The following is a 24889-nucleotide window of genomic DNA, read 5'->3' as shown; positions in this document are numbered from 1 at the left end:
CGCTGCAGAGCCTTCCTACGGTCGGCTCAAACAACCCAGCAGGGGAGGACATCATGACTGAATCGGTGCACCTGAGCACAGCCGGCACGGGCGCGGAGTACGTCGCTCCGGACGCCACCGTCACGGTGAAGGTCGGCAGTGAGCACACCGGCGCGCAGTACGAGATCTTCGAGATCGACGCACCGCGCGGACCGGCCGCGCCGCCGCACAGCGAGACCTGGAGCAAGGCGTTCTATGTGCTGCAGGGCCGGATCCTGGTCCAGGCCGGCGATCAGGGCTACGACCTCGGCCCCGGCTCGTCGATCAGCATCCCGGCCGGAACGGTCAACACGTTCTCGGTGCTGACGCCGTCGGCGAAGTTCCTGGCCGTCAGCCAGACCGGGAAGATGGGCGACTTCTTCGCCGACCTGGCGTCCGTCGACCCGACCGACTACGCGGCGCTGGGCGAGGTGTCGAGCCGGCACGGGGTAACGCTCGCCGGAGCCCCGACGTGAGTACGGCGGCGCAGGTGCTGGCCATCGCGATCGCGGTGATGCTCACCGTGGTGTTCGTGATGGAGGCGATCCTCTACCGGAACCCGAGGCTGTACCCGATGTTCCTGACCAGGCCCGGCGACCTGGACGCGGTCCGGATGTGGACGGTCAACATGGGCTGGTACAACCTCACGACCGCGGCTGCCCTGGTGGCGGGCGTCGTACTCGTGCAGACCGATCATCTGCCGCAGGGCGAGGCGCTGATCGTCTTCACCGCCGCCCAGCACGTGTTCCTGGCCGTCGTCCTGGTGATCTCGCAGCCCAAGCTCTGGCTCAACTCGCTGATGGAGGGGGTCCCTGCCGCGATTCTGCTCGTCCTTGCCCTCAACTAGGCAGCTATGAACGGTAGGAAAGTTACACAAACTGTCTCACTATGGGTATCAAGCACCAAGCATGCACCACGCGCTCTCAAGGTTCCCCGGATGGCTCCGTTCGCTTCACCGTCCGGGGAGCCCACCGCCCTGAGTAGTAGTGAAGGTGAGGCCCATGAGCCCAATCAGTCGCAGAACCCTTGTCTTCGGCGGGCTTGCCGCCGCCGGAGTCAGCGCCCTCCCGGTCCGCTCCACCGTGATCGCAGCGACAGCGGCCGTTCCGTACCCGTTCCAGCTGGGCGTCGCGTCCGGTGAGCCGGATGCCAACAGCGTCGTGCTGTGGACCCGGCTGGCGCCATCGCCCCTCAATGCCGACGGTCAAGGCGGTATGGCGAACGCCAACGTCACCGTCGACTGGCAGGTGTCCACCACGGACACCTTCAGCACCCTCGTCGCGTCCGGCTCGGTCACCGCGGCGTACGCCGCCGCCCACTCGCTGCATGTGGTTGCCGGTGGCCTCAATCCCGACTCCGACTACTTCTACCGATTCCGTGCGCAGGGCCACCTCTCACCGGTCGGACGCACGCGTACGGCGCCCGCCGTCGGCACCAACGGGCGTGACCTGGTCATGGCGTTCTCGTCCTGCGCCCACTACGAGGAGGGCTACTACACCGTCTACCGTCGGATGGCCGAGGAGAACCCCGGCCTCATCCTGCACTTGGGCGACTACATCTACGAGTACGGCGCAGTGGCCGGCCGCACGCGGACACACGCGGGCACCACGGAGATCGTGACGCTGGCGGACTACCGTCGGCGGTTCGCGCAGTACAAGAGCGACCCGGATCTCCAGGCTGCGCACGCGGCCGCGCCGTGGATCGTCGTACCGGACGACCACGAGGTGGAGAACAACTACGCGAACATGGTGCGGGCGGACAGCACGCCGTCACTCACTACCGCGCAGTGGACGGCGCGGCGGACTGCGGCGTACCGGGCGTACTACGAGAACATGCCGCTGCGGCCTGCGCAGGCCAGCAACGGCAACAGCATCCCGCTGTACCGCCGGCTGCGGTGGGGAAACCTCGCCACGTTCCACATGCTCGACACGCGGCAGTACCGCAACGACCAGGCGTGTGGTGACGGCTGGAAGGTGTGCTCGGACGCGGACCTGGCGTCGCGCAGCCTGCCCGGCAATGCGCAGGAGACCTGGCTCCTCGACGGACTCGCGCAGCACTACGGCACGTGGGACATCATCGGTCAGCAGGTGTTCTTCGCCCGGCGCTTCAACGCGAGCGGGGCCAGCATGGACTCGTGGGACGGCTACCGCGCGTCCCGGGCCCGGATCCAGCAGGGCTGGGTTGCCCGCGGCACCCGCAACCCGGTCGTCCTCACCGGTGACGTCCACCGGGCCTGGGCGAGCGACCTGAAGGCCGACTACAACAACGCGAGCTCGGCCACCATCGGCTCCGAGCTCGTCACCAGCTCGGTCACTTCCAGTGGCGACGGCGACGGCTCGACGACGATCCCTGACGTCGGGACCAACCCGTGGCTCAGGTTCTACAACAACCGGCGCGGCTACGTCCGTACGACGATCAGCCCGACCCAGCTGCGGGCCGACTTCCGCGCGGTCGCGAAGGTGTCGGAGCACGGCGCCGCCGCGTCGACGGTGAAGTCGTTCGTCATCGAAGAAGGCCAACCCGGCCTGCAGGCTGTGTGAGGGGGGACGATGAAGAAGACACTGGCCATCACCGCCCTGGCGGCATCGTCGCTCGTCTTGACCGCGTTGCCTGCGCAGGCCCACATCGCCACCCCGACCTGGTCGACGGCCAACAGCGTGTCGACGGGGGACCAGGACAATCCGGCGATTGCGACCAACCGCAACGGCTACACCGCTGTCGTGTGGGAGGACGACCGCGACACCGACGACGCGACGACCAACGTGCACAGCGAGATCTACCTACGGACGTTCCGCAACGGTACGGCGCTCTACGAGGTGAAACTGTCCGCCGGCGGAAGCAGCGGAGTCACGAACTGGCGGCATCTGCACCCGGACGTCGGGCTCGATGACAAGGGCAACGCGGTCGTCGTCTGGCAGGACGACCCGGACGGCAACGGCTACTACAACATCCCGTACCGCGTGGTGAACACGGCCGGCACGGTCACCGCCTCCGGCTCCGCCAACAGCAGCGCTGACGGTCAGCAGATCAACCCGCGCGTCTCTGTGGACCCGGACGGCGCGCCGACGGGTGGTGCTGTCGCGTTCAGCGTGGTGTGGGAGGACATCCAGGGCACTGCACCGGCGACCGTGAAGGCGGCCGGGTACACCGGTCCGACGACACGTGCCTGGGAAGTAACGGCGTCGACCACGACCGGGCAGCACCACAACCCGGACGTGGGCGTCTCCGCGTCGGGTGACGCGGTCGTGGTGTGGGACGACGACGGGGACGCCAACGCGTCGTACGAGATCGGGCTGATCCGGCTGGGCCGGACCAACGGTGCGGCCACGCTGTCGCGCCGGGTCGCGAACTCCAACACCACGGGCCAGCAGACGCACCCGGCGGTGGCGGCGAACTTCAACGGCGACTTCGCGGTCGCGTGGGAGTCCGACCACACCGGTACGGCGGGTGCGTGGACGCGGAGCTTCACCGCAACCGGTGCCGCGCGGTTCGCGGACGTGCAGGTGGCGGCCGGCGCGAAGGCGCCGTCGATCGGTATCGACGACGCGTCCCAGACCGTCGTTGGCTGGACTGTTCAGGCGGCCGACCTGAACGTCTGGGTCCGTGGGTTCGGTACCAACGGCACCGACACCGGCCGGCTGTCGGCACAGCAGCTCAACTCCCTGCCGGACCTTAGGCAGGAACAGATGACGGTCGCCGTCTCGCCGTACGCCCAAGTCGCCGTCGCCTACACCGACGACCACGACGGCAACACCTACGACCAGATCTACCTGGGCCAGGACTTCTCCAACAACAGTTGGTGAGTCAGTTGACCGCGAACCACAACACCGCGGCCCGGCGAAGAACACCGCCACGACCACTATTGCAATCATTGCAAGAGACTATCGCGTCGTCGGGGTGACAGTGCTGATCACGGTGTTGCCGGAGGTCACCACCTCGAGGCGGTCGATGTCGTCCAGGGGGATCGACGTGCTGGCGGGGACGTCGGCCTGGTAGGTGGCGGTTGTCGCCCACCAGCCGGCGATCTCCGTGGTGCCGTCGCGGCCGTGCACGATGAGCTTGCAGTGCTCGGCCGGTGGGAGTTCGGCCATCTGCAGCTTGATGTCGGTGCCCCACGGGTGACTGGTGAGCCGGGCGGTCACATCGATGCCGTCGGTTGCTGTCCAGGTGACGTGCTGTGGGTCGGCCATGGATTGCCAGCCGAAGATGCCGATGACTGCGGCGATCACCACTGCAGCGGCTGCGAGCAGGGTCCGGCGGCGCGGCGTACGCCGTACCGGCAGTTGGAGAGGTGGAGCGGGCTCGTCGGTTTCGATGTCTTCGAGCGGTACGGCGTGCAGTAGGCCCGGAAGGTGGGCGAACTGGAGGAGCGCCTCGCGGCACGAGTCGCAGGTGACAAGATGTCGCTCGGTGGCCCGGCGTTCCTCGACGCCCAGGGCGCCGAGCACGTACGCGCCGATCGCGATGGTCTCCGGACACGTCATGAGCCTGTCACTCCCTTCTCCTCCAGTGCGGCGCGCAAAGCGTGCAAGGCGTAGTAGCTCCGCGACTTGACCGTGCCGGGCGGGATCCCCAGGACGGTGGCCGCCTCCGCTACGGTGCGCCGCCGGTAGAACAGTTCGACGATCACCTGCCGGTGTTCGTGACTCAGCCCGCGCAGGACCTCGGCCACCTGCCACGCCTGCAGCACCCGGTCGATGTCGTCGCCGAGCGCAGCGAACTCGCGCCCGTCGATCGCCACCTCGGTCACCCGCGCAGCCCGCTTGCGCTGCCCGGAGATGACCAGGTTGCGTGCGACCGTGAACAACCAGCGTCCGGCCCGGTCCGGGTCGAGCTCGGCCGAGTGCGCCCAGGCGCGCGTCATCGTCTCCTGGACGATGTCCTCGGCGTACTGGTGGTCACCGCCCACCGAACGCAGGACGTAGCCGAACAGCGGTCGCCGGTACCTGTCGTACAGCGCGCGGATCACCGTCTCGTCATCCACACTCTTGAAATACGCAGCAGGGCCGTCAAAGGTTCAACTGAACCGTGGCGGCCCGCCGTGCGTACTTGCTCAGGTGAAGAACCTCAAATTGTTGCTTGGAGCAACGGCGGCGCTGGCCTTGCTCACAGCCTGTGGTGGCAGCGCCCGAGAGGCAGCCGGCAACCCGCCCGCCGGCGACGCCGTCTCGGTCCAGGAGGTCGACGGCCTCGGCCAGACCCTCGTCGACGCGTCCGGCAAGACCCTGTACTTCGCCGACCAGGAAGCCGACGGCACGATCAAGTGCACCGAGAGCTGCCTGTCGTTCTGGTTCCCGGCCGAAGGAACCGACAGTACGGCGAAGTCGGTCGACGGACTCGCCGTCGTCAAGCGTCCCGACAGCGGCGAGAGCCAGCTCACGTTCCAGGGCAAGCCGCTCTACACCTTCAAGCTGGACACCGGGGCGGGGCAGCACAAGGGCCACAACCTCGAGGATGCCTTCGGCAACACCACATTCACCTGGCGTGCCGCGACAACCGGTGCCGCCCCGACCCAAGCTCCAGCCGATCCGGGCTACGACTACTGACTCGGCTCCACCAGCACCCGCACGTCCCACGGGCCGAGGTCGAGCTTGTCGCTGACCGTGCTGTCGGCGAGTACGTCGTACAGCTTCGTCGGGATGTCGATGCTCACGCTGTCCCACGACCAGTTGTGGACGAACCGGAGCCGGCGACCGTCGGCGGCGGTCGCCGACGTCACGGTCACGCTGGACGGCAGATCGGTCCACGTTGTCGGGGCGATCCAGCGGAAGAGCGCGACTGCGAGCGGACCGTTCGGAACGGTGCCCACGTAGGTGATCCGGCCGTCGCCGTGCGCCCGCGTGGTGATCGCCGGCCACCGCCCGAAGTGTGGGTGTTCGTAGCCCGCCAGTACGTCGGCGCCGTCCACCCGGAGTCCGTCGGCCCACCGGGTTGCTGCCGCGTCGTCGCCGAGGTGCAGTGGCGAGTCGGCGGCGGCACGGACCGGCAGGTCCACACCGAGGTTGCTGTACTCGTCATACGAGACTCCGGCTGCTGCGGCGAGGCCGGCCGGCATGGTGGCTGTGCGAGCCCGTGCTTCGAGGTCGGCGTACCCGGTACGCGGTCCAATCACCAGGTGGCCGCCGCCGGCGGCGTATGCGACCAGCTTCTCCAGCAGCGCGTCGTCGGCGAGGTAGAGACCCGGAACGACCAGCACCGGGTCCGCAGAGCCGGTGAACTGGCTCGCGTGCTGGATGCGCACCTGGAGGCCGGCGTCGAATGCGCCGCGGTAGAAGGGATCGAAGAGGCCGTGGTACGAGCGGTCGTCCGGACTGCCGTCCGCGTGGGAGAGCGCCGGGTACTTCTGCATCAGCCACTTGCTCGGCAGCGAGTACAGCATCGTGACGTCGCTGTCCGGGATCAGATCGGCCACCAGCTCACCGGCGGCTTCCAGCTCGGCGCCCAGTTGAGCGATCTCGCGGTACGTCCGGCCTGGCTCGCCGTTGTGGGGGAGTACGCCACCCCAGTAGGTCTCTGCGCCGAAGTGCAGCGTGTGCCAGTGCCAGTACTCGATCATCTTCGCGCCACGCGAGACGAGTGCCCACGCTGCCTGCCGCCACTGGCCGTCGTACGCGGGCCGGTTGTCCCACGGGTAGCCGATCGACTGCGCGTTTGTCTCGGTCACGAGGAACGGCCGCTGCTGTGACGAGTACATGCGGTCCGCGCTCAGGTACAGCGCCCACGTGCCGCGAGTTGTCCAGTTCTGCTGCTCTGAGGACGTCTGTGGGTGCAGCAGACCGTCCTGCATCGCGTAGTACGGATTGCCTGCCGTGACATCCAGTCGCCGTACCAGCTCGTTGTCGGCCATGGCGGGGCGCTCGTACGAGATGCAGGTGGTGACGAACTGGTCCGGCCGGGCGTACTCGCGGACGATGTCAGCCTGCCAGCCGATGAACTCGGTGGTCTGGTCGGCCTGGAACTGCCGCCACGCCACGTCGTACTGCGGCTGGTAGTTGCCGTCCGGTGTCCACAGGTCGGCCCAGTCCGACAGCCGGTGCGACCAGTAGACGAGCCCCCACTCGTCGTTGAGCGTCTGCACGTCGCCGTACTTGTGCCGCAGGCTGTCCACGAACCGCTGGAACACCCCGTGGTTGTGGAAGAGCTCGTTCCCCGGCTCGTTGTCGACCTGGAAGCCGATCACCGCCGGATGGCCGGCGTACCGGTCGGCGATCTTGCGGATCACCCGCTCGGCGTGGAAGCGGAAGCCGGGATGCGTGAAGTCCACCTCCTGCCGGGCGCCCCACGGGATCCGCTCACCCGTCCTCCGTTCACCCGCGATCTCCGGGTACAGCCGGACCAGCCACGGCGGGACGGCGTACGTCGGAGTCCCCAGCAGTACGGCGATGCCCCGCGCGTGAGCGCCGTCGAGGACGGGTTGCAGCCAGTCCAGGTCGAAGCGGCCGTTCTCGGGCTCCCAGGTCGACCAGACGGACTCGCCGACCCGGATCACCGAGAACCGGGCCGCGGCCATCAGGTCGAGGTCCTGCTCGAGCCGGTCGTGTGGTTGGTACTCGTGGTAGTACGCAGCCCCGAAGAGCACACGCTCTTGCACAGTTTCTCCAAGTATAGAAGGGATTCAGGCCTTGACGCCGCCGGCGGCCAGCCCGGACTGCCAGTACCGCTGCAGCAGCAGGAAGGCCACGATCAGTGGGATGATGGACAGGAAGGACCCGGTGATCACCAGGGACAGCACCGCTCCGGTCGTCCCGCCGCCGGCGCTGGCCTGCGACGACCACCCGGCCAGGCCTACGGTGATCGGGTACAGATCGGGGTTGTTGAGCATGATCAGCGGCAGGAAGTAGTTGTTCCAGGTCGCGACCAGTGTGAACAGCACGACAGTGACGATGCCCGGGGCAAGCATCCGGAGCGCCACCTGGAAGAAGATCCGGAACTCGCCCGCGCCGTCGATCCGGGCCGCCTCGATGATCCCGTCCGGCACCGCGTCCTGCGCGTAGATCCGCATCAGGAACAGGCCGAACGGGCTGACCAGCGACGGCAGGATGATCGCCCACGGCGAGTTCACCAGGCTGGCCTCGCTGAACAGCAGGTACGTCGGGATCGCGAGCGCCGTCGTCGGCACCATGATCGCGCCGAGGACCACCCCGAACAGCGCCGCGTTCCCGCGGAACCGGTACTTGGCGAAGCCGTACCCGCCGAGGGCGCAGAGCAACGCTGCTCCGCCGGCGCTGGCCACCGAGTAGAAGATCGTGTTCGCCATCCAGCGCGCGAACACCCCGCCGTCGGTCGTCACGGTGTCCCGGATGTTGGCGAACCACGCGAAGTCGCCGGTGAACCACAGCCCGAAACTCGAGAACAGGTCGCCGATCGTCTTGGTCGAGGCCACGAGCATCCAGAACAACGGCAGCAGGAAGTAGATCAGCAACGCCACCATGCCCAGGGTGAGCACGTTGCTTCGTCGTTCGGTCATGACCGGCTCCTCCGCGACGTGACGAACAGGACGGTGTACGACGCGACGACGATGACTGCGCCGAGGAGGAACGAGACCGCCGCGGCGTAGTTCACCTCTTGGCCGGTGAAGGCCAGCGTGTAGGCGTAGAGGTTCGGCGTGTAGGCGCTGTCGATGACGGCGGGCGCCAGTCGCTGCATCAGTTGCGGCTCGGCGAACAACTGGAAGCTGCCGATCACCGAGAAGATCAGGCACACCAGCAGTGCCGGCCGGAGCGCGGGGATCTTGATGCTCCACGCCGTACGGATCGCCCCGGCGCCGTCGACTGCTGCGGCTTCGTAGAGTTCGTGCGGGACGGCCCGGAGGGCGGCGTACAGGATGATCATGTTGTAGCCGGTGAACTCCCAGGTAACGATGTTCGCCAGCGATCCGAGCATCCAGCCGCTGCTGAGGAACTCAGGCGCCGGCAGGCTGAGGGCGTCGGTCAGCTGCGTGAACGGGCCGAAGTCGCGGCCGTAGAGGTAGCCCCACATCAGCGCGGCGACCACGCTCGGGACGGCGTACGGCAGGAAGATGCCGAGCCGGAAGACCTTCGCCATCCGGAGCAGGCCGCTGTCGATGGCCAGCGCCGCAACCAGTGCGATCACGAGCATGATCGGGACCTGGACCAGGAAGAACAGCCCGACCCGGCCGATCCCCTCCAGCAACCGCGGATCGGTCAGCGCCCGGGTGTAGTTCTCGAGTCCGGCGAACACCGTGCCGCCGATCAGCCGCTCCCGGAACAGGCTGAGGTACGCCGCGTACGCGAGCGGCAGCACCAGCATGGCCAGGAACACCACCATGAACGGCGCGACGAAGAGGTAGCCGGCGGAGGCGTGGCTGACACCACGCCTCCGTCGGCGGACCTCACCGCGGCTCGGTGCTCGGGACTCGAGCCTTTCGGTGACGTTGACGCTCATTGGCCGACCTTGAAGCCCTGGTTCTCTGCGTACGTCGTGGTGCGCTGCTGCCACTGATCGAGCGCGGCGCCGGTGTCGCTCTTGTTCGCGAACGACTTGCCGACCGTCTCGTCCCAGTCGTTGACGGCCTGGTCGAGGAACGGCGGCCACTCGAACTTCGTGTCGACCGTGTCACTGATCTCGGCGAACAGCTTGTTCACCGGCTGGCCGCCGTAGAAGGGCAGCGGGCGGTCGACGAAGGCCGGATCGGCCAGCAGTGCCTTGGTGACCGGGAAGAGGAACTGCTCGGTCGCGAACATCTTCGTCGACGCGGGATCGGTGTTGATGAACTCGGCCAGCTTCGCCGCGGCGATCGGGTTCTTGGTGCCCTGGACGACGGCCGTCGTCGAGCCACCCCAGTTGCCGGAGACGTTCTTGCCGGCCTCCCACTGCGGCAGCGGCGCCGCCCGCCACTTGCCCGCGGTCGCCTTCGCGCTGCCCTCCAGGAAGACCGGGCCCCAGGCGGCGGTCAGCCAGGTGGCGTACTTGCCGCGGTTCAGCGCCTGGTACCAGGCGTCGTTGAAGTCGGCGTCGGCGGAGACCACGCCTTCCTTGACCAGGCCGCCCCAGTAGTCGCCGAGCTTCTTGGAGCCCTCGCCGTTCAGGTCGACCTTCACCGAATCCGCGCCGGTGTTCTCGAACGGCTTGACGCCGGCCTGCCACAGCAGGCCGAACCAGACTCCGGCCTGGTTCTGCGCGAGGTTCGTCATGTAGACGTTCGGGTCCGCTGCGTGCAACTTGCGCGACGCCGCCGCGAACTCCTCCCACGTCTTCGGTACGGCGATGCCGTGCTTGTCGAAGATGTCCTTGCGGTACAGCATCCCCATCGGGCCGCTGTCCTGCGGGACGGCCCAGACCTGGCCCTCGGAACCGACCACCTGCTGCCAGGTCCAGGGCACGAACTGGTCCTTCAGCGACTCGGCGCCGTACGGCCGCAGGTCCATCAGGCTCTTGGTGAGCGAGAACGTCGGGATGTACTGGAACTCGATCTGGACGGCGTCCGGGAAGCCGCTGCCGGCCTTCAGCGCCGTGCGCAGCTTGGTGTACTGCGGCTCACCCTGGCCGGCGTTGACCACCTTGACCTTGATCGCCGGGTACTTCTTCTGGAACAGGGCGACCTCCTTCTGGATGTTCGGGACCCAGGTCCAGAAGGTGAGCTCGGTCGGGGTGGTCATCGCCTTGTCGATCTCGGCCTGGCTGACGGCCTGCGCCGGTGCGGCGCCGTTCGACGACGAGTCGTCGCCCCCTCCGCCGCAGGCGGCGAGGGCGAGCGCGGCGGTGAGTGCGAGTGCGGTGCCGGCGCGTCGCCGGCCCTTCTTCGGGAACGTGAACACTGCGAACAACTCCTCGGAAGTTGGCAAGGCGATGCCCAGGTAGGGGCGGACGAGCGCCCTACCTGCTGGGGACGTCGGTCAGGACGCGGGAGCGGTGGAGTGACGGATGACCAGCCGGAGCGGTGGTGACTCCGGCGCGGGGGAGCGGTCGCCGGTGGGCGACTCGATCTCCATGACCAGGTTCGCGATCCCGCGGGCGACGTGCGCGTCGAAGTCCTGCGGGACGGTGGTGAGCGGCGGGCTCAGGTAGGCGGCCGACGGGATGTCGTCGAAGCCGACGATGCTGACCTCGCCGGGGACGGAACGACCGGCCTCGGCGAGCGCGCGCAGCACCCCGATGGCCATGTCGTCGTTGGCGACGAAGATCGCGGTGACCTCGTCATCGGTGGCGAGTCGCTGACCGGCCTCGTAGCCCGAGGCGGGCAGCCAGTCGCCTTCGAGCACCGGTGGTTCCGGAGCACCCGCGGCGGCAAGGGCCTGCCGCCAGCCGTCGAGCCGTTCCCGGGCCGCCCACCAGCGCTGCGGCCCGGCGACGTGCCAGACGGTTCGGTGTCCGAGACCGAGCAGGTGCTCGGTCGCCAGCCGGCCGGCACTGGTGTTGTCGCCGCCGGTGTAGAGCGCGGAGCGGGCGGTGAGTCCGGGGAACTGCCCGAAACTCAGCACCGGGAGGTCGACCGCGATCGGCTGGTCGTCACCCTCGTCGATCGGCTCCGACAGGATGATGCCGTCGACCCCCTGCTCGAGCAGGTGCTCGACGGCGCCGGCGACGCCGCCGGTATCGCCCTCGAGCGTGTTGACGATGCTCAGCGAGTAGCCGGTGCTGCGCAGCGTCCTTTCGATCGCGACCAGCTGGGTCGACGGGCCGAAGAGCGCCGTACCGAGGCAGACCACTCCGATCCGCCGGTTGCGGCCCTCGTTGAGCGCCCGGGCGGCGTTGTTACGGCGGTAGCCGAGCTCACGCATGGCGGCCTGGACGCGGAGGCGGACCTCCTCCTTCACGTACGGCTCGCCGTTCAGGACCCGGGAGACGGTCTTCTGCGAGACACCCGCCAGCCGGGCGACATCCGTGCTGCCGGGACGGCGGCCGCGACCGCCGTTCGGTGCCGGTTTCGCCTCGCTCATGGGCCCTCACCTTATGCCGGGCAGTCGTTCTGACTGCGTAGTCAGAATGTGTCTACGTAGTCAGAAACGTCAATCCCCAGTTACGGGAATGTGACTTCTAGCGCTGGTACAGACCGGTGAGGCGGCCGCGGGCCAGGGTTCGCGCGTCGATGGCGGCGAGGGCCTCGTCGAGCTTCGTGCCGTCGGGGAGGCCGGTCGCCTCGGAGAGGGCGTAGACGGTGAAGCGGTAGTGGTGGGCGCCGCTCGGCGGGCAGGGGCCGAAGTACGTCGGTCTGCCCGCCGAGTTCTTCGCCTGCTTGGCGCCTGGTGGCACCTGTCCCTCGGGGATGGTGGTGGTGATCGGCTCCAGGTCGAGCAGCACCCAGTGGGTGAAGGTCCCGCGAGGCGCGTCCGGGTCGTCGACTACGAGGGCGAGCGAGCCCGTCTCGGGCGGGACACCCTTCCAGGCCAGCGGCGGGGGCACGTCGTCCCCGTCGCAGGTGAACTTCCTCGGGATCTTCCCGCCGTCCTGGAACGCTCTGCTCGTCACCGAGATGCTGCTGGGTGCGGTCATGGCCGGCTCCTTCCCGGACTCCGGCTGCGTGCCGCTGCAGCCGGCCATCCCCAGGCCGGTCACGAGCAGGGGCAGCAACCGCAGTCGCACACTTTCAGAGTCGCACGACTGGGCGGTGGTTGCTGCCCCTGTACTGCTCAGCGTTCCCTGTACTGCTCAGCGTTTCCTGTATTGCTCAGCGTTCCCTGTACTGCTCAGCGTTCGGGGACGAAGACGATCGCGTCGCCGACCGCCCGCTCGGCGCCGCCGGCGCCACTCGGGTGGTTGACCAGCGTCCCGTCGCCGAGCGCCATCGCGGTCGAGCCGCCGCCGTCCAGGTTGATCGCGTCGTGCAGGCCGAGCGCGTCCGCGACCGCGGCCGTCTCGTCCATCGTGGTGCCGACGCTGGTGGTCTGCCGGCCGTCGATCGTGGCCAGCAGGATCTTGCCGTCCTGTGTCGTACCGGCGATCGTCCGCGGGTTGCGGTCGAAGAAGCTGCCGGTGCCGTCCGGTACGACGATCTCGCCGCCGGAGGTGAGCTGGTAGCGGCCGGTCACGCCGTACAGGCCGCTGCGCAGCGGCACGTCGTCGCCGTTCTGGTTCATCAGCTTGATGTCGCGGTTGAGGCATCCGTTCGCCACGGCGGCGAGGAGCGCGACGGTGTCCTTGCCCGTCGCCTGCAGCGAGGTCTGGCCGGGCGCGAGAGCCGTGCCGCGCGTCGTGGCGGTCCGGACGACGCAGCCGTACCGGTTGAGCACCACCTCGACACCCGCTCCGGCCGGCGTCGCGGCCGCGAACTCCTTGGTGAACAGGACAACGTCACCCGGCTGGGTGCACGCCGTCTGATCGGGCAACGTCGCACAGGCGGCCGGAATCACCGGCGGGTGGTTGACGAACTCCAGTGGCAACCGCACGTCGGTGTTGCGGTTCACCACGCTGCCGGTCCAGCGCAGGTGGCCGGTGAGCACCTTGTTGCTGTTGGCATCGATCAGCAGGTTAACCTCGGCCGGGTCGGTCAGCGGCTCGCTCAGCAGCTTGCCGTCGAAGATGCCCAGGCCGACCTGCTCGCCCGGGTACAGCTGGCTGGCGGTGAAGGTGAAGAACGACGCGTTCACGCCGGCCACGGCGCCGGCGGTGCGGACCAGGTCGGAGGTCTTCTCCACCTTCGCCAGGTCCGGTCCGTACGTCGCCTTCAGCCGGCCCTTGGACATGGCCGGGTCGATGGTGAGGACGTTGACGACCCATGGGCCGCGGGTCGTGGTGTTGATCTGGTCAGGCGCCGCGGGCTCGGTGCCGCGGACGATCTTGGTCAGCGTGACGCCCTTGGCCAGCGCCTGGCTGGTCCGGGTCTCGGCCAGGTCCTGGTCGCCGAGGGGCAGCGCCTGGGAGAGCTGCTGCTCGGCTGCACTGCTGTCGGCGAACGCCGTGGGGGCGGCGCTCAGCGTGGCCACGGTCGCGAGCACGGAAGCTGCGGTCACCGCGGCGCGGGGGAGTCGCGCGAAGGTTGTCATACCGGCCATCCTGTTCGTCGCTGGTGGAATCTTTCCGATCAAGTCGCTAACTCGTCAGCATCTGACAGGTTAAGGGTTGGTGCCGGGGCGGGGGAGATCTCAGTGACTGAGTTGTCAGCGAGGCCAGGGGTCGATTCGGATAGGATCGCGGCCGTGTCGATGTCGCCGAATGCCTGACCTGCTGTGTCTGCAGTCGTTGGCGCCTTCGTCGCACTGGTCTCGGTCGCCGTCCTCGGGTACGTCGTCGGGATGCTCGGCGTACTGCGTGCACAGGACGAGTTGGTGCTGTCGCGGCTGGCGTTCTTCGTGGCGACGCCGGCTCTGCTGTTCACCACGGTTGCGCGGGCGGACCTGCCGTCGATCTTCTCGGCGGTGCTGGTCACGAACGTGGTCAGCCTGTTCGTGGTGCAGCTGATCTTCCTGCTGGTGGCCGTGGTGATCTGGCGACGGACCCGGTCCGAGGCGACGATCGGCGTACTGGCGTCGTCGTACGTGAACGCGGGCAACCTGGGTGTGCCAGTTGCTGCTTATGTGCTTGGTGATGGTGCGTTGGTTGCGCCGATCGTGTTGTTCCAGTTGCTGGTGATGGCGCCGATCGCGTTCGCCGTACTCGACGGGGATCGGCAAGGGTCGGGGCGGCGGGTGTCGCTGCGAACCGTGCTGATGCGACCGCTGCGCAATCCGCTGACGGTCGCGTCTCTGCTTGGTCTGGCGGTGGCTTCGATCGACGTGGAATTGCCGACGCTGTTGATGCGGCCGATCGATCTGCTTGCTGCCGCGGCTGTGCCGGTCGGGCTGATCGCCTACGGGCTCAGCTTGAGCGGGGGTACGCGTGACTCGATCACGTTGCGGCGGGACGTCGTGCTGGCTGTGCTGCTGAAGACAGTGGCGACACCGTTGGTCGCGTACGCCGTCGCCCGGTGGATGCTCGACCTGCGAGGCGCCGCGCTGCTAGCGCCGACGCTGCTCGCCGCGTTGCCCACTGCCCAGAACGTCTACGTCTACGCCGTCCACTACCGCAGCAGCCGCACCCTCGCCCGAAGCGCCGTCCTCCTGAGCACCCTCCTCTCCATCCCCCTGATGACCCTCATCACCGGCCTCCTGGGCTGACGTCGTGCATTTCGACAGGACGTATATGACTGCTGCGGGCTGCTCCCCGCGTGAACCGACTGAGGGATTGCGCTCGGGCAACGCACACCTCCTGTCGAAAATGCACACAGCCGGCTTGACGCGGCATCAGCGGCCGAGATTGTCGAGTTCTGCGCGGTAGGCCGTGACGTCGACCGGTTTCTGGTCGGTGAGAGCGGTGTAGAGGTGGGTCATGACCGCGTGGCCGATGGCGTGCAGGATGTCGTGGCGATCGTGACCCGCGTCGAGGAGCCGGCGCGCGGCCGCCCAGACCTCTGGGGGATCGTTGTCCCACAACTGGTTGGCGACGATGTCGTGCATCGCCAGGTGCAGGCGTGGATTCACGCCGTCGATCTCGCCTTCGAACGCCGGATCCGCGAGAGCCGCGTGGTACTCGGGATGCTCGCCCTCGATCAGGATCGACCGCTCGTCCGGATCGTTGGGATCCAGCCGCGGGAAATCCTCGTCACCGATCCTGGTGCCGAAGTACGGCATCGCGAATCGTCGCCGGTCGAGCGCGTCTTGCAGTTCCCCCACGCTCTCTGTGTCCGGCAGACCCCTGAGCAGTGCTTTGGCGGGCGACGAGGCATCGGCTTCGTCGTACGCGCTGCCGAACTCCTCCGCGCAGATCCGCGCCGCCCGCTGCAACTCGTCGAGGGCGGCGGGAGGCAGGCCTTGGCGACGTGCGGACCAGCGGACCCAGGCGCTCATCAGCTCCGGCAACAGAGTGCGGTCGCCGGGATCGAGGACGACCTTCCGCGGCACCCAGCCGAGCAGGAAGATCTCGGTCTTGGCCGGGCTGACGCGCAGAAGCTTGCCGTCGTCGTAGTCCGCGCCGTAGTCGACGATCAGTCGAGCGCAGTACTCCGGGTCGCCCACCGAGGGGAGGTCCGCGGCTTCCGGTGAGGCCAGAAACTCCTGAACGATCTCGGCTCGTTCGCCGTCGCCGGGCTCTGCGGACTCCGTCGGCTCCGGCGGTTCGGGAAGCACCTTCAGGCGAGAGAGCGCGAGCGCTCTCAGCTCAACGAACTCGTCGGAGACCTCGGGCTGCCAGGTGCTGTCGGTGGCGGCGAACGCGCTTTCCAGCAGACCTCTCGCCTCGCCCGGATCGATCTGCTTCAGGTACATGGTCTGACTGGCATCGGCCGCGCCCTCGCGCATCAACTCGAGCATGCTCTCGACATCCTCGGCGAGCAGGATGTCTTTCGCCCAGCCACCGAGATGGTTGAAGTCGACCAGCACCGAGAGCCCATGACGACGGCCGGCACGCTCGAAGGAACACAGCACGCTGGCTCCGTCGCCATACACGTCACGCAGGGCCCAGCACCCGTTGGCGGTGATCTGATCGAGCGTGGCTGACCAGGACGGTTCCGGAGCACCACGGGCAACCAGACCGTCGGCCACATCCCGGGCGCGTGCGGCGAGGTCTGCGGTCGGCGCCATCGAGGCGGCCGCGCGAGCCAGGGCCACCGCTCCAGGGCGTGCGGTACGGCGTTCCGCGGCGTCGAGGAGATCCTCGATCGGCGCGTGGTCGGCACTTGTCTCGCCGGCCTGCCAGCCATCGCCGGAGACCATCGAGATCAGCACTTCCGCGTCGAGCGGATCCCCACCGCGAGCGATCTGGTCGAGGCCGGCGAAGACCTCGCGATAGGTCGCGTCCAGTTCGGACACTGCTGAGCGGCGTCCGCTGGAGCGAGTGTTGTGGACCTTCTTGCTCGCCTTCTTCCGGCCGCGGCTCTTGGGCATGCTCGAGTCTTGCAGAGCCAGGTGCTGAGGACGAGGTCGGGGCTATGACGCCGTAGACGGTTGCTGAGGTCACTTCATTGCGTTGAAGGCTTCTTCGGCTACTGGGGCGACTGCGTCGACGGTGACGTCCTCGTTGGCCGACTGGGCGATCACGGTGAGGGTGTTCGAGCCGCGGTAGCACTGGGTCGGGAGGTTGCCGGACGACTCGACGCAGGTGGCGCGGCCGACCTTCTTGATCTTCTCGGGGGTCGCGCCGGAGTCCGCGACTGTCTTGTCGATGTCGACCTTGCCGCGCAGCGCGATCACCACGAACATCCGGTCGCCGTCGAGGTTCCCGTACGCCTCGACCGTTGCCTGCTTGCCGTCGTTGATCCGGCTGAGCGCCTCGCGGGTCTGGTCCAACTGCAGCTGGTTGCGGATCTCCTGGTCGGTGATCCGGTCCAGGCCCGCCAGCTGTCCGGGCGGCGTGATCCCGCGGGCGGTGTTCAGCCGGTTCATGGGCCCAAGGCCCCACACGTACCCCAGCACCGCCAGCACGAGCAGCACCACCACAGCCCCGCCCACAGTCAACCAGGGCCCCCGCTTCAACCCCCGCAACCGCGACTTCTTCCCACCCGCACCCTTCGCCCCAGCCGCCTTACCCTCAGCTGCCGTGGCCCCAGCCGCCTTGCCGTCAGCTGCCGTGGTCTCGGCCGTCTTGCCTTCAGCCGCCTTACCGTCAGCCGTCTTGCTGTCAGCTGTCTTGCTGTCAGCCGGCTTGGGGTCAGCGGTCTTGCCTTCTGCAGGCTTCCCGGCGGCTGCTGTGGCGTCAGCCGCCGGCTTCCCGTTGGATGCCGCGTCCTCGACCTTCGCGAGCTCCAAGGTGTCCTCGACGCCGCTCGCACCAGCTGCCGGCTTCTCCTCCGCGGTAGCCGTTTCCTCAGCCGGCTTACCTGCTGAGTCGGCCACTGCACCGGTTGCCGGGGTGGGGCGGTCCGGGGTGGTCGGGTCGCTCATGGGGGCTCCTCGGGACTGTGGTCGCGCGGTTCGACCCTGATGGTTCCACATCGGCACAAAGGCGGTTCCGCAGCGTAGTCGTTCAAGTTGAAACGGTAGCGCCCGCCTCCCCGGAAGGAGGCGGGCGCCAGCGTGAAACGAACCTCAGAGGGTCGCGACGACCGTCACCGAGTCGGAGTCGTCCGGGCTCCAGACGATCTCACCGGTGATCCGGCCGGCCGCACGCAGGTCGGGCTCGGCCCGCTCGGCCAGCGCCAGCCGGGCCGCCGGCCCGCTGACCTCGACCTTGCTGACCTCGGTCTTCATCGAGGCCTGAGCCTCCGACTTCGCCCCGCGGATCCCGGCCAGAACCTCCGAGACCGCGTCCAGCACCTCAGGCTCCTGCGCCGCGACCGCGAGGTCGACGTCCGGCTCCGGCCACCGCGTGACGTGGATCGAACCCTCCTGCCACCACGACCAGACCTCCTCGGTCGCGAACGGCAGGTACGGCGCGAGCAGCCGCAGCTGGACCGACAACGCAACCGCCAGCGCAGCCTTCGCGGACGACGCGGCCGCCTCACCCTGGCCGCCGTACGCCCGCTCCTTCACCAGCTCGACGTAGTCGTCGCAGAACGTCCAGAAGAACCGCTCGCTGACCTCGAGCGCGCCGGTGTAGTCGTACCGGTCGAAGGCGGTGGTGGCGTCCGCGACCACGGACCGCAGCCGCTGCAGCATCGCCAGGTCGACCGGCTCGGTGACCGCCGCGGCGTCGACCGTCGTCGCCCCGAACCCGAGCACGAACTTCGACGCGTTCAGGACCTTGATCGCCAGCCGCCGGCCGACCTTCATCTGCGACTCGTCGAACGGCGAGTCCAGCCCCGGCCGTGCCATCGCGGCCCGCCAGCGGACCGCGTCCGAGCCGAACTTCTCCAGGATCTCGGACGGGACGATCGCGTTGCCCTTGGACTTGGACATCTTCTTGCGGTCCGGGTCGACGACGAAGCCGGAGATCATCGACCGCGCCCAGGGGAGCGTGCCGTTCTCGAAGTGGGCCCGGACGACGCGGGAGAACAGCCAGGTCCGGATGATCTCGTGGGCGTGCGTGTTCAGGTCCATCGGGAAGGTACGGCGGAACAGGTCGTCGTCCCGCTCCCAGCCGCAGACGATGTGCGGGGACAGCGACGAGGTCGCCCAGGTGTCCATCACATCGGGGTCGGCCTCGAAGCCGCCCGGCTTGCCGCGCTGGGACTCGTCGTACCCGCGCGGGGCCTGCGAGGTCGGGTCGATCGGCAGCTCGGCCTCGCTCGGCATCAGCGGGTGGTCGTAGTCCGGCTCGCCTTCGGCGTCGATCGGGTACCAGACCGGGAACGGGACGCCGAAGAAGCGCTGGCGGGAGATCAGCCAGTCGCCGTTCAGCCCTTCGACCCAGTTCAGGTAGCGGTGCCGCATGTGCTCCGGGACCCAGGCCAGCTCGTTGCCGCGATCGACGAACTCCTGCTTCAGCCCCGCGTCCCGGCCGCCGTTGGTGATGTACCACTGCCGGGTGGAGACGATCTCCAGCGGCTTGTCGCCCTTCTCGAAGAAGTTCGCCATCCGCTGGGTCTGCTTGGGCTCGCCATCCAGGTCGCCGCTCTCGCGCAGTGCGTCGACGATCAGCTCCCGCGCGCTGAACACGGTCTTGCCGGCCAGCTCGCCGTACAGCTCGGAACCCTCGAGCCACTCGGGCGTCTCCCGCAGCAACCGGCCGTCGCGGCCGATGACGGTGCGGACCGGCAGCTGCAGCTCGCGCCACCATTGAACGTCGGTCAGGTCACCGAACGTGCAGCACATCGCTATGCCCGCGCCCTTGTCCGGCTCGGCCGCCTCGTGCGGCAGGACCGGCAGCTCGACGCCGAACAGCGGGGACTTCACGGTCTTGCCGAACAAGCCCTGGTACCGCTCGTCGTCGGGGTGCGCGATCAGCGCGACACAGGCCGGGATCAGCTCCGGCCGGGTGGTCTCGATGTACACCGGGCCGTGCGGAGCGTGGAACGCGATCCGGTGGAAAAAGCCCGGGTAGTTCCGCGCCTCCAGTTCGGCCTGCGCGACCGCCGTCTGGAACGTGACGTCCCACATCGTCGGCGCCTCGGCCAGGTACGCCTCGCCGCGGGCGAAGTTGCGCAGGAAGGCGCGCTGCGACGTCCGGCGGGAGTCCTCGGAGATCGTCGTGTAGAGGTACGACCAGTCGACGCTCAGGCCGACCCGGCGCCACATCGCCTCGAACGCCTGCTCGTCGATGTGGGTCAGCTCACCGCACAGGTCGACGAAGTTCTGCCGGCTGACCGGGACCTGCTTCTTCGGGTCCGGCTTGGCCGGCGGGGTGAAGTCCGGGTCGTAGGGCAGCGACGGGTCGCACTTGACGCCGTAGAAGTTCTGCACCCGGCGCTCGGTGGGCAGGCCGTTGTCGTCCCAGCCGATCGGGTAGAAGACCTTCTTCCCGCGCATCCGCTGGTAGCGCGCGACCAGGTCGGTGTGGGTGTAGCTGAAGATGTGCCCGACGTGCAGCGACCCGGAGACGGTCGGCGGCGGGGTGTCGATGGAGAACACCTCGGCGCGCTCGGCCGTGCGATCGAAGGCGTAGGTCTGCTGCTCCCTCCATACCGCAGCCCACTTCTCCTCGAGGCCTTCGAGGGTGGGCTTGTCTGGAACACGGGACGTCTGGCTCATGCGCACAATCGTAGTGGTTGTCAAGGGGTGCTTCCGACCGGTTATCCACAGCGCTCACTAGACTCGGTGTCCTGATGAGCGACCTCTCCTATGCCGAGGTATCGGCGCGGCTCCAGCAACGATGGCCGGAGCACAAGATCGAACCCACGCTGGACCGGGTCCGGCGGCTCGTGGAGCTGCTCGGCGATCCGCAGAAGGCGTACCCCGTCGTGCACCTGACCGGGACCAACGGAAAGACCTCCACCGCGCGGATGGTGGACGCCCTGGTCCGCGAGGCCGGACTGCGGACCGGCCGGTTCACCAGCCCGCACCTGGAGTCGGTACGGGAGCGGATCACGCTGGACGGCGAGCCGATCAGCGAGCAGCGCTTCGTCGACGCGTACGCCGAGCTCGCGCCGTACCTGGATGTGGTCGACGCCGAGCAGGAGCACCCGCTGTCGTTCTTCGAGGTGATGACCGCGATGGCGTTCGCCGTCTTCGCCGACGCCCCGGTGGACGTGGCGATCGTCGAGGTCGGCCTGGGCGGCACCTGGGACTCGACCAACGTCGCCGACGGCGCGGTCTCGGTGATCACCCCGGTCGCGGTCGACCACGCGCACATCCTGGGCGCGGATCCGGTCACGATCGCGCAGGACAAGGCCGGCATCATCAAGCCCGGCGGTACGACGGTGATGTCGCAGCAGAGCCTGGACGTGTTCGAGGTGCTGACCCGCAAGGCCGCCGAGGTGGGCTCGCAGGTCGCCCGCGAGGGGATCGAGTTCGGTGTCGTCAGCCGCTCGCTCGCGGTCGGCGGCCAGTTGATCTCGCTGAAGGGCCTGGGCGGCGAGTACGACGACATCTTCCTGCCGCTGCACGGTGAGTACCAGGCGCACAACGCCGCCACCGCGGTCGCGGCCGTGGAAGCGCTCTTCGGCGCCGGCCCGCAGGCGGAGGGCCGGGTCACCACCGAGCTGCTCCAGGCCGCCTTCGCCGAGGTGACCAGCCCGGGCCGGATGGAGGTGGTCCGGACCAGCCCGACGATCATCGTGGACGCCGCGCACAACCCGCACGGCGCCGAGGCAACCGCGGCCACGGTCTCCGAGGCCTTCGCCTTCCAGCCGCTGATCGGCGTCCTGGGCTGCATGAAGGACAAGGACGTGTACGGCCTCCTGGAGGCGTACGAGCCGATCATGGAGACGGTCGTCTGCACCCGGAACAGCTTCGTCGAGCGGTCGATGCCGGCCGAGGAGCTGGGTGAGCTGGCCGCCGAGGTGTTCGGCGAGGACCGGGTCCTGGTCCGGCCGCACCTGATCGACGCGATCGACGACGCGATCCGGCTGGCCGAGGAGAACGCGGTCGCTCTCGGTACCGGCGGCGTGCTGATCACCGGGTCCGTGATCACTGCGGGTGAGGCCCGCGCCCTGCTGGTCCGCAAGCCCAAGCAGGACGAGCAATGAGATCCCTGGCGTCGATCGTGCTCGGGTTCGAGTCCCTGGTGCTCGCGCTGGTGACGCCGGTGATGATCTCGATCGCCGGCGTCCGGCCTGCGATCGCGCTGTCGGTCTGCCTCGGCCTCGCCGTACTTGCTCTGCTGGCGACCGGCCTGCTGCGCAACCGGGTCGGGTACGCGCTCGGCTGGGTGGTCCAGGTCGGCGCGGTCGGGCTCGGCTTCGTCGTACCGGTGATGTTCGTGCTCGGCCTGTTCTTCGCCGGCTTCTGGGTCGCCGCCATCGTTCTCGGCCGCCGGATCGAGGAAGCGAAGCGGGCGCACACCGGTTAGGCTCAGCGCGCCTGACCTACTTCGAGAGAGAGTCTGACTGATGTCGCAGCGCACGCTGGTCCTGCTGAAGCCCGACACGGTACGCCGTGGCCTGGTCGGGGAGGTGCTCGGCCGGTTCGAGGCCAAGGGGCTCCGGATCGTCGCGATGGACCTGCGCGCGATCGACGGCGACCTGGCCGACCAGCACTACGCGGAGCACGTCGAGCGCGACTTCTACCCGCCGCTGCGCGCCTTCGTCACCAGCGGCCCACTGGTCGCCCTGGTGCTCGAGGGTGACGAGGCGATCGAGGTCGTCCGGGCCCTGAACGGCGCCACCGACGGCCGCAAGGCCGCCCCCGGCACCATCCGCGGCGACCTGTCGCTGTCCAACCGGGAGAACCTCGTGCACGGCTCCGACTCCGAGGAGTCGGCCGCCCGCGAGATCAAGATCTGGTTCCCCGACCTGCCCTGATCACCACGTTCCGGCCGCTCCCCCGGCAGTCTCCACAGGTGCTCGGTCGGATACGATGCGTATGCGACCTGGTGATCCGGAGCCGGGCCCGTGTCGATGCGTCGGCGACGGTGGTCGCGCGTTTAGCCTGAAAACCGGATCGAGCGGAAGGCGCCTCGATGGCGAACAGCATGCTCGGCCGCGACATGGCGGTCGACCTCGGTACGGCGAACACCCTGGTCTACGTGCGTGGCCGCGGGGTGGTTCTGAACGAGCCGTCGGTGGTCGCGACCCGGACCGACGAGCCGCGCGAGGCGGTCGCGTTCGGGCACGAGGCCAAGAAGATGATCGGCCGGACGCCGGGCAACATCACCGCGATCCGCCCGCTCAAGGACGGTGTGATCGCGGACTTCGACGCCGCCGAGCAGATGCTGCGCTACTTCATCCAGCGGGTGCACCGGCGCCGGTACTTCGCCAAGCCGCGGATCGTGGTCTGCGTGCCGTCCGGGATCACCGCGGTCGAGCAGCGCGCGGTCCGCGACGCCGGGTACATGGCCGGCGCCCGGAAGGTCTACATCATCGAGGAGCCGATGGCGGCCGCGCTCGGCTCCAACCTCGAGGTCCGCGACGCCACCGGCAACATGGTGGTCGACATCGGCGGCGGGACGACGGAGGTCGCGGTCATCTCGTTCGGCGGCATCGTCACCAGCCAGTCGATCCGGGTGGCCGGTGACGCGATCGACAAGGCGGTCGTGAACTACTGCAAGAAGGAGTACTCGCTGCTGCTCGGCGAGGCCACCTCCGAGCAGATCAAGATGACGATCGGGTCGGCGTTCCCGACCACCGACGGGCCGGACAGCGAGATCCGCGGCCGGGACATGGTCTCGGGGCTGCCGCGGACCGTGAAGGTGTCGTCGGCGAGCATGCGGCAGGCGATCGAGGAGCCGATCACGGCGATCATCGACGCGGTCAAGGCCACTTTGGACAAGACCCCGCCCGAGCTGGCCGGTGACATCGTCGACCGCGGCATCGTGCTGACCGGCGGCGGCGCGCTGCTGAAGGGCATGGACGAGCGGCTGCGGCACGAGACCGGCATCCCGATCCACGTCGCGGAGAACCCGCTGGACGCGGTCGTGCTCGGCGCCGGCAAGTGTGTCGACAACATCGAGACCCTCAACCGCATCCTGGTCACCGACAACCGCCGCTGAGGATCCACCGATGCTCAAAGACCTCGGCACTCCGACGGCGCGGAGCGCCTTCCGCTCGGCCGGAGAGGCGCCGCTGCGCTCGGCCGGCACCCCCAGCTCGGTTCGCCGGCGGCGAACCGTGCTGGTGCTGGTGATCCTGGCCTGCTTCACGTTGATCGTGCTCGACGCGCGGCGCTCGGCCGGCTCGCCGGTGGATCCGCTGCGCGAGGCCGCGGCGGGTGTCTTCGGCCCGCTGGAGTCGACCGCGAGCTCGGCCCGGCAACCTGTGGACAACCTCCGCGACCGGTTCGCGGAAATGGATAGGTTGAAGGCCGAGAACGAAAAACTGAAGAGTGAGAACGAGAAGCTCCACCAGGATCTGAACACCACCGACTACGCCCGTGGCCGGGCAGCCGAGCTGGACCGGCTGCTCAAGCTCGCGCCGGAGTACACGATCACCCCGGCCCGGGTGATCGGGATCGGCAGTGCGCAGAGCTTCAACCACACGGTCACCCTCGACGCCGGTACGGCGGACGGCGTGCGCGTCGACATGACCGTGCTGAACGGGGACGGCCTGGTCGGCCGGGTGGTGCGTACCACCCAGGCGACCGCGACCGTGCTGCTGATCGGCGACCGCAGCTCGACCGTCGGCGGCCGGCTGAACGCCTCGATGGCGCTCGGCTTCGTCTCCGGGCGGGGCGAGGTGGGCGGCACCCTCGACTACAAGCTGGTCGACCTCAAGGCCAGGCCGAAGGTCGGGGACCGGATCGTCACCTGGGGCTCGAGCGGCAACGCGCCGTACGTGCCGGGCGTGCCGATCGGCGTGGTCACCTCGGTGACGCCGAACCAGGGAGCGCTCGGGTCCACGGCGATCGTCAAGCCGTACGTCGATCCGACCCGGATCGACACCGTGGGTGTGGTGACCGGTCCGCTGGCCCGCACACCGCGCACACCACTGAAACCGACGACGACACCGACACAGGGAAAGGGGAACTGA

General features: G+C 68.5%; 23 protein-coding genes. 11 read left to right on the top strand and 12 right to left on the bottom strand.

Annotation, left to right across the window (positions count from 1 at the left end; translation table 11 throughout):
- The first annotated feature begins 53 nt into the window (after nucleotides 1-53).
- The 4 genes from AB0H36_RS10200 (at nucleotide 54) to AB0H36_RS10185 (ending at nucleotide 3821) form a co-directional block, all read left to right on the top strand.
- Nucleotides 54-494 carry a cupin domain-containing protein gene (locus AB0H36_RS10200; protein ID WP_360519654.1) on the top strand — a complete coding sequence of 147 codons (441 nt, stop codon included), beginning with the start codon at nucleotides 54-56 and terminating at the stop codon, nucleotides 492-494.
- Nucleotides 491-865 carry a DUF1304 family protein gene (locus tag AB0H36_RS10195; protein WP_360519652.1) on the top strand — a complete coding sequence of 125 codons (375 nt, stop codon included), beginning with the start codon at nucleotides 491-493 and terminating at the stop codon, nucleotides 863-865. Before AB0H36_RS10200 ends, AB0H36_RS10195 begins: the two co-directional genes overlap by 4 nt.
- 154 nt (nucleotides 866-1019) lie before the next feature.
- Entirely contained in the window at nucleotides 1020-2558 is a 1539-nt protein-coding gene (locus tag AB0H36_RS10190) for an alkaline phosphatase D family protein (protein WP_360519650.1), read from the top strand.
- A 9-nt stretch (nucleotides 2559-2567) separates the two neighbouring features.
- Entirely contained in the window at nucleotides 2568-3821 is a 1254-nt protein-coding gene (locus AB0H36_RS10185) for a hypothetical protein (RefSeq protein WP_360519648.1), read from the top strand.
- Nucleotides 3822-3899: 78 nt separating this feature from the next.
- Here the strand turns inward: AB0H36_RS10185 and AB0H36_RS10180 are convergent, their stop codons facing one another.
- On the bottom strand, nucleotides 3900-4502 hold the full coding sequence (locus AB0H36_RS10180) for a zf-HC2 domain-containing protein (protein WP_360519646.1): 603 nt from the start codon (nucleotides 4500-4502) through the stop codon (nucleotides 3900-3902).
- Entirely contained in the window at nucleotides 4499-5002 is a 504-nt protein-coding gene (locus tag AB0H36_RS10175; RefSeq protein ID WP_360519644.1) for a sigma-70 family RNA polymerase sigma factor, read from the bottom strand. The genes AB0H36_RS10180 and AB0H36_RS10175 overlap by 4 nt, the downstream gene beginning before the upstream one ends.
- 73 nt (nucleotides 5003-5075) lie before the next feature.
- On the opposite strand from AB0H36_RS10175, the gene AB0H36_RS10170 reads away from it, so the two are divergent.
- Nucleotides 5076-5564: a hypothetical protein gene (locus AB0H36_RS10170; protein WP_360519642.1), complete on the top strand. Its 489-nt coding sequence runs from the start codon at nucleotides 5076-5078 to the stop codon at nucleotides 5562-5564.
- On the opposite strand, the gene AB0H36_RS10165 is transcribed toward AB0H36_RS10170, so the two are convergent.
- The 7 genes from AB0H36_RS10165 to AB0H36_RS10135 form a co-directional block, all read right to left on the bottom strand.
- Nucleotides 5558-7609 carry a beta-galactosidase gene (locus tag AB0H36_RS10165; protein WP_360519640.1) on the bottom strand — a complete coding sequence of 684 codons (2052 nt, stop codon included), beginning with the start codon at nucleotides 7607-7609 and terminating at the stop codon, nucleotides 5558-5560. The genes AB0H36_RS10170 and AB0H36_RS10165 overlap by 7 nt on opposite strands.
- A gap of 24 nt (nucleotides 7610-7633) precedes the next feature.
- Nucleotides 7634-8485, bottom strand: coding sequence for a carbohydrate ABC transporter permease (locus AB0H36_RS10160; protein ID WP_360519638.1), 852 nt, complete (start codon nucleotides 8483-8485; stop codon nucleotides 7634-7636).
- A complete protein-coding gene (locus tag AB0H36_RS10155) occupies nucleotides 8482-9423 on the bottom strand; it encodes a sugar ABC transporter permease (RefSeq protein ID WP_360519636.1) in 942 nt (313 codons plus the stop codon). Before AB0H36_RS10155 ends, AB0H36_RS10160 begins: the two co-directional genes overlap by 4 nt.
- Nucleotides 9420-10796: a sugar ABC transporter substrate-binding protein gene (locus tag AB0H36_RS10150; RefSeq protein ID WP_360519634.1), complete on the bottom strand. Its 1377-nt coding sequence runs from the start codon at nucleotides 10794-10796 to the stop codon at nucleotides 9420-9422. The genes AB0H36_RS10155 and AB0H36_RS10150 overlap by 4 nt, the downstream gene beginning before the upstream one ends.
- Before the next feature lie 78 nt (nucleotides 10797-10874).
- The gene (locus AB0H36_RS10145; RefSeq protein WP_360519632.1) at nucleotides 10875-11918 is read right to left on the bottom strand and encodes a LacI family DNA-binding transcriptional regulator; all 1044 of its coding nucleotides are present in this window, start codon (nucleotides 11916-11918) and stop codon (nucleotides 10875-10877) included.
- A gap of 97 nt (nucleotides 11919-12015) precedes the next feature.
- Nucleotides 12016-12561, bottom strand: a complete 546-nt coding sequence (locus tag AB0H36_RS10140) for a YbhB/YbcL family Raf kinase inhibitor-like protein (RefSeq protein WP_360519630.1) — start codon at nucleotides 12559-12561, stop codon at nucleotides 12016-12018.
- 104 nt (nucleotides 12562-12665) lie between these two features.
- The gene (locus AB0H36_RS10135; protein WP_360519628.1) at nucleotides 12666-13961 is read right to left on the bottom strand and encodes a phosphodiester glycosidase family protein; all 1296 of its coding nucleotides are present in this window, start codon (nucleotides 13959-13961) and stop codon (nucleotides 12666-12668) included.
- Nucleotides 13962-14144: 183 nt separating this feature from the next.
- On the opposite strand from AB0H36_RS10135, the gene AB0H36_RS10130 reads away from it, so the two are divergent.
- Nucleotides 14145-15071: an AEC family transporter gene (locus AB0H36_RS10130; RefSeq protein WP_360519626.1), complete on the top strand. Its 927-nt coding sequence runs from the start codon at nucleotides 14145-14147 to the stop codon at nucleotides 15069-15071.
- Between the two features lie 126 nt (nucleotides 15072-15197).
- Here AB0H36_RS10130 and AB0H36_RS10125 read toward each other — a convergent pair whose 3' ends face one another.
- From AB0H36_RS10125 to valS, 3 genes are all read right to left on the bottom strand, one after another.
- Nucleotides 15198-16835 (bottom strand): DUF1841 family protein, encoded by a 1638-nt coding sequence (locus AB0H36_RS10125; protein WP_360519624.1) that lies wholly within the window; start codon nucleotides 16833-16835, stop codon nucleotides 15198-15200.
- A 69-nt stretch (nucleotides 16836-16904) separates the two neighbouring features.
- Entirely contained in the window at nucleotides 16905-17831 is a 927-nt protein-coding gene (locus AB0H36_RS10120) for a hypothetical protein (protein ID WP_360519622.1), read from the bottom strand.
- Nucleotides 17832-17975: 144 nt separating this feature from the next.
- Nucleotides 17976-20516: a valine--tRNA ligase gene (gene valS / locus AB0H36_RS10115; RefSeq protein ID WP_360519620.1), complete on the bottom strand. Its 2541-nt coding sequence runs from the start codon at nucleotides 20514-20516 to the stop codon at nucleotides 17976-17978.
- Nucleotides 20517-20590: 74 nt separating this feature from the next.
- On the opposite strand from valS, the gene AB0H36_RS10110 reads away from it, so the two are divergent.
- The 5 genes from AB0H36_RS10110 to mreC all read left to right on the top strand — a co-directional run bounded on the left by AB0H36_RS10110 (nucleotide 20591) and on the right by mreC (nucleotide 24889).
- Nucleotides 20591-21952 carry a folylpolyglutamate synthase/dihydrofolate synthase family protein gene (locus AB0H36_RS10110; protein WP_360519618.1) on the top strand — a complete coding sequence of 454 codons (1362 nt, stop codon included), beginning with the start codon at nucleotides 20591-20593 and terminating at the stop codon, nucleotides 21950-21952.
- On the top strand, nucleotides 21949-22275 hold the full coding sequence (locus AB0H36_RS10105) for a DUF4233 domain-containing protein (RefSeq protein WP_360519616.1): 327 nt from the start codon (nucleotides 21949-21951) through the stop codon (nucleotides 22273-22275). Before AB0H36_RS10110 ends, AB0H36_RS10105 begins: the two co-directional genes overlap by 4 nt.
- A gap of 40 nt (nucleotides 22276-22315) precedes the next feature.
- A complete protein-coding gene (gene ndk / locus AB0H36_RS10100) occupies nucleotides 22316-22726 on the top strand; it encodes a nucleoside-diphosphate kinase (protein WP_360519614.1) in 411 nt (136 codons plus the stop codon).
- A 158-nt stretch (nucleotides 22727-22884) separates the two neighbouring features.
- Complete coding sequence (locus AB0H36_RS10095) at nucleotides 22885-23913, top strand: rod shape-determining protein (protein WP_360519612.1); 1029 nt, start codon at nucleotides 22885-22887, stop codon at nucleotides 23911-23913.
- Between the two features lie 10 nt (nucleotides 23914-23923).
- Nucleotides 23924-24889, top strand: a complete 966-nt coding sequence (gene mreC / locus AB0H36_RS10090) for a rod shape-determining protein MreC (RefSeq protein WP_360519610.1) — start codon at nucleotides 23924-23926, stop codon at nucleotides 24887-24889.

Origin of the sequence: Kribbella sp. NPDC050820 (assembly GCF_040653975.1) — a bacterium.
Classification (GTDB): Bacteria; Actinomycetota; Actinomycetes; order Propionibacteriales; family Kribbellaceae; genus Kribbella.
This window is presented reverse-complemented; position numbering and strand designations above follow the sequence as displayed.

What these genes read in the sequence shown, in the direction of transcription:
- AB0H36_RS10200 (WP_360519654.1), top strand. Translation starts at nt 54, where the DNA reads ATGACTGAATCGGTGCACCTGAGCACAGCCGGCACGGGCGCGGAGTAC.
- AB0H36_RS10190 (WP_360519650.1), top strand. Translation starts at nt 1,020, where the DNA reads ATGAGCCCAATCAGTCGCAGAACCCTTGTCTTCGGCGGGCTTGCCGCC.
- AB0H36_RS10185 (WP_360519648.1), top strand. Translation starts at nt 2,568, where the DNA reads ATGAAGAAGACACTGGCCATCACCGCCCTGGCGGCATCGTCGCTCGTC.
- AB0H36_RS10180 (WP_360519646.1), bottom strand. Translation starts at nt 4,502, where the DNA reads ATGACGTGTCCGGAGACCATCGCGATCGGCGCGTACGTGCTCGGCGCC.
- AB0H36_RS10160 (WP_360519638.1), bottom strand. Translation starts at nt 8,485, where the DNA reads ATGACCGAACGACGAAGCAACGTGCTCACCCTGGGCATGGTGGCGTTG.
- AB0H36_RS10155 (WP_360519636.1), bottom strand. Translation starts at nt 9,423, where the DNA reads ATGAGCGTCAACGTCACCGAAAGGCTCGAGTCCCGAGCACCGAGCCGC.
- AB0H36_RS10145 (WP_360519632.1), bottom strand. Translation starts at nt 11,918, where the DNA reads ATGAGCGAGGCGAAACCGGCACCGAACGGCGGTCGCGGCCGCCGTCCC.
- AB0H36_RS10135 (WP_360519628.1), bottom strand. Translation starts at nt 13,961, where the DNA reads ATGACAACCTTCGCGCGACTCCCCCGCGCCGCGGTGACCGCAGCTTCC.
- AB0H36_RS10125 (WP_360519624.1), bottom strand. Translation starts at nt 16,835, where the DNA reads ATGCCCAAGAGCCGCGGCCGGAAGAAGGCGAGCAAGAAGGTCCACAAC.
- AB0H36_RS10120 (WP_360519622.1), bottom strand. Translation starts at nt 17,831, where the DNA reads ATGAGCGACCCGACCACCCCGGACCGCCCCACCCCGGCAACCGGTGCA.
- valS (WP_360519620.1), bottom strand. Translation starts at nt 20,516, where the DNA reads ATGAGCCAGACGTCCCGTGTTCCAGACAAGCCCACCCTCGAAGGCCTC.
- AB0H36_RS10110 (WP_360519618.1), top strand. Translation starts at nt 20,591, where the DNA reads ATGAGCGACCTCTCCTATGCCGAGGTATCGGCGCGGCTCCAGCAACGA.
- AB0H36_RS10105 (WP_360519616.1), top strand. Translation starts at nt 21,949, where the DNA reads ATGAGATCCCTGGCGTCGATCGTGCTCGGGTTCGAGTCCCTGGTGCTC.
- ndk (WP_360519614.1), top strand. Translation starts at nt 22,316, where the DNA reads ATGTCGCAGCGCACGCTGGTCCTGCTGAAGCCCGACACGGTACGCCGT.
- AB0H36_RS10095 (WP_360519612.1), top strand. Translation starts at nt 22,885, where the DNA reads ATGGCGAACAGCATGCTCGGCCGCGACATGGCGGTCGACCTCGGTACG.
- mreC (WP_360519610.1), top strand. Translation starts at nt 23,924, where the DNA reads ATGCTCAAAGACCTCGGCACTCCGACGGCGCGGAGCGCCTTCCGCTCG.